The sequence below is a fragment of the Arthrobacter sp. 10N43 genome (genome assembly GCF_056394525.1).
In genome coordinates this window covers 1-3584 of the sequence record NZ_JBFTIA010000027.1, presented here as the reverse complement: position 1 = coordinate 3584, position 3584 = coordinate 1, and the positions used below count along the sequence as shown (strand labels likewise).

The 3584-nt window shown below is 55.6% G+C and carries 2 rRNA genes; both read left to right on the top strand.

The features are described from left to right. The first annotated feature begins 54 nt into the window (after positions 1 to 54). Positions 55 to 3189, top strand: a 23S ribosomal RNA gene (locus AC1DDO_RS22900). Between the two features lie 221 nt (positions 3190 to 3410). Next, positions 3411 to 3527, top strand: a 5S ribosomal RNA gene (rrf, locus tag AC1DDO_RS22895). Positions 3528 to 3584: the final 57 nt, after the last annotated feature.

The window sequence follows — 3584 nt, the reverse complement described above, 5'->3', positions numbered from 1 at the left end:
GGGCGGGATGGTGGTTTTCATGGTTCTCTCGAAAATTACTCCTTGATCTTTTGTGGTCAAGTTTTTAAGAGCACACGGTGGATGCCTTGGCATTAGGAGCCGAAGAAGGACGTAGGAATCTGCGATAAGCCTGGGGGAGTCGATAACCGGACTGTGATCCCAGGGTGTCCGAATGGGGAAACCCCGCCAGGGGCGCGAGCTGCCTGGTGACCCGCATCTGAACACATAGGGTGCGTGGAGGGAACGCGGGGAAGTGAAACATCTCAGTACCCGCAGGAAGAGAAAACAATAGTGATTCCGTCAGTAGTGGCGAGCGAACGCGGATCAGGCTAAACCGTTCCATGTGTGATAGCCGGCGGGCGTTGCATGGTCGGGGTTGTGGGACTTTCCGTTCTGTCTCTGCCGGGACAGTRRGGTGAGAGTGCTGGCATAGGTGAACGGTCTTGAAAGGCCGGCCGTAGAGGGTGTGAGCCCCGTAACCGAAATGTTGTGCACCGCCTGGGAAGTATCCCAAGTAGCACGGGGCCCGAGAAATCCCGTGCGAATCTGTCAGGACCACCTGATAAGCCTAAATACTCCCTAATGACCGATAGCGGACCAGTACCGTGAGGGAAAGGTGAAAAGTACCCCGGGAGGGGAGTGAAACAGTACCTGAAACCGTGTGCTTACAATCCGTCGGAGCAGCCTTGTAGYTGTGACGGCGTGCCTTTTGAAGAATGAGCCTGCGAGTTAGTGTTACGTCGCGAGGTTAACCCGTGTGGGGAAGCCGTAGCGAAAGCGAGTCTGAATAGGGCGTTGCAGTGGCGTGATCTAGACCCGAAGCGAAGTGATCTACCCATGGCCAGGTTGAAGCGACGGTAAGACGTCGTGGAGGACCGAACCCACTTCAGTTGAAAATGGAGGGGATGAGCTGTGGGTAGGGGTGAAAGGCCAATCAAACTTCGTGATAGCTGGTTCTCCCCGAAATGCATTTAGGTGCAGCGTTGCGTGTTTCTTACCGGAGGTAGAGCTACTGGATGGCTAATGGGCCCTACAAGGTTACTGACGTCAGCCAAACTCCGAATGCCGGTAAGTGAGAGCGCAGCAGTGAGACTGTGGGGGATAAGCTTCATAGTCGAGAGGGAAACAGCCCAGACCACCAACTAAGGCCCCTAAGCGTGTGCTAAGTGGGAAAGGATGTGGAGTTGCGAAGACAACCAGGAGGTTGGCTTAGAAGCAGCCATCCTTAAAAGAGTGCGTAATAGCTCACTGGTCAAGTGATTCCGCGCCGACAATGTAGCGGGGCTCAAGTACACCGCCGAAGTTGTGGATTTCAGATATTAGCCAAGCTGCTTCCTTGTGAAGTTAGTTCAGGCGTCTGGAGTGGTAGGGGAGCGTCGTGTGGGCAGTGAAGTCGCGGTGGAAACCAGCGGTGGAGCCTACACGAGTGAGAATGCAGGCATGAGTAGCGAAAGACGGGTGAGAAACCCGTCCGCCGGATGATCAAGGGTTCCAGGGTCAAGCTAATCTGCCCTGGGTAAGTCGGGACCTAAGGCGAGGCCGACAGGCGTAGTCGATGGACAACGGGTTGATATTCCCGTACCGGCGAAAAACCGCCCATGCTGAACAGGGGATACTAACCGCCCGAAACCTGCCCGATCGCCCTTGTGGTGTGAGGGTTTTGGTGGAGCGCGGGACCTGATCCTGGGAGGCAAGCGTATTAACAGGTGTGACGCAGGAAGGTAGCCGAGCCGGGCGATGGTTGTCCCGGTCTAAGGATGTAGGGCGAACGGTAGGCAAATCCGCCGTTCATGATGCCTGAGATCTGACGGGACCCCCGTATGGGGGGATTCGGTGATCCTATGCTGCCGAGAAAAGCATCGACGCGAGGTTTTAGCCGCCCGTACCCCAAACCGACACAGGTGATCAGGTAGAGAATACTAAGGCGATCGAGAGAATTATGGTTAAGGAACTCGGCAAAATGCCCCCGTAACTTCGGGAGAAGGGGGGCCCCAACCTTGAACACCACTTGCTGGTGGGAGGGGATCGGGGCCGCAGAGACCAGGGGGAAGCGACTGTTTACTAAAAACACAGGTCCGTGCGAAGTCGCAAGACGATGTATACGGACTGACTCCTGCCCGGTGCTGGAAGGTTAAGAGGACCGGTTAGCCGCAAGGCGAAGCTGAGAATTTAAGCCCCAGTAAACGGCGGTGGTAACTATAACCATCCTAAGGTAGCGAAATTCCTTGTCGGGTAAGTTCCGACCTGCACGAATGGAGTAACGACTTCCCCGCTGTCTCAACCATAAACTCGGCGAAATTGCAGTACGAGTAAAGATGCTCGTTACGCGCAGCAGGACGGAAAGACCCCGAGACCTTTACTATAGTTTGGTATTGGTGTTCGGAGTGGCTTGTGTAGGATAGGTGGGAGACGTTGAAGCCCGGACGCCAGTTCGGGTGGAGTCATCGTTGAAATACCACTCTGGTCACTTTGGACATCTAACTTCGGCCCGTAATCCGGGTCAGGGACAGTGCCTGATGGGTAGTTTAACTGGGGCGGTTGCCTCCTAAAAAGTAACGGAGGCGCCCAAAGGTTCCCTCAGCCTGGTTGGCAATCAGGTGTCGAGTGTAAGTGCACAAGGGAGCTTGACTGTGAGAGAGACATCTCGAGCAGGGACGAAAGTCGGGACTAGTGATCCGGCGGTACATTGTGGAATGGCCGTCGCTCAACGGATAAAAGGTACCTCGGGGATAACAGGCTGATCTTGCCCAAGAGTCCATATCGACGGCATGGTTTGGCACCTCGATGTCGGCTCGTCGCATCCTGGGGCTGGAGTAGGTCCCAAGGGTTGGGCTGTTCGCCCATTAAAGCGGTACGCGAGCTGGGTTTAGAACGTCGTGAGACAGTTCGGTCCCTATCCGCTGCGCGCGCAGGAAATTTGAGAAGGGCTGTCCTTAGTACGAGAGGACCGGGACGGACGAACCTCTGGTGTGTCAGTTGTACTGCCAAGTGCACCGCTGATTAGCTACGTTCGGATGGGATAACCGCTGAAAGCATCTAAGCGGGAAGCTCGCTTCGAGATGAGATTTCCATACACCTTGTGTGTGAGAGGCCCCCAGCCAGACCACTGGGTTGATAGGCCGGATGTGGAAGCGAGGACTAACGACTCGTGAAGCTGACCGGTACTAATAGGCCGATAACTTACACCACACACCATCCCGCGAACCCGTTTCAAAAGGGGTTCGCACCAAGGGATGGTACAAAGAAACAAGACTGCTTGCGTCCACTATGTGGTTCCCAACCAACAAACCCGTTGCTTGAGAACCSWCAACTGAATAACAACACCACACCTGCGGTGAAAACCGCAGAGCACATGTTGTAACCACAAAGATTTCCCCACCCCCGGCAACRGGCGGTGGCGGAGCAAGGGTTACGGCGGTCATAGCGTGGGGGAAACGCCCGGTCCCATCCCGAACCCGGAAGCTAAGACCCACAGCGCCGATGGTACTGCACCCGGGAGGGTGTGGGAGAGTAGGTCACCGCCGGAACAYCATTAACGGTCGAGGACCCCCAACACATGTTGGGGGTCCTCCCGCATTTAACCC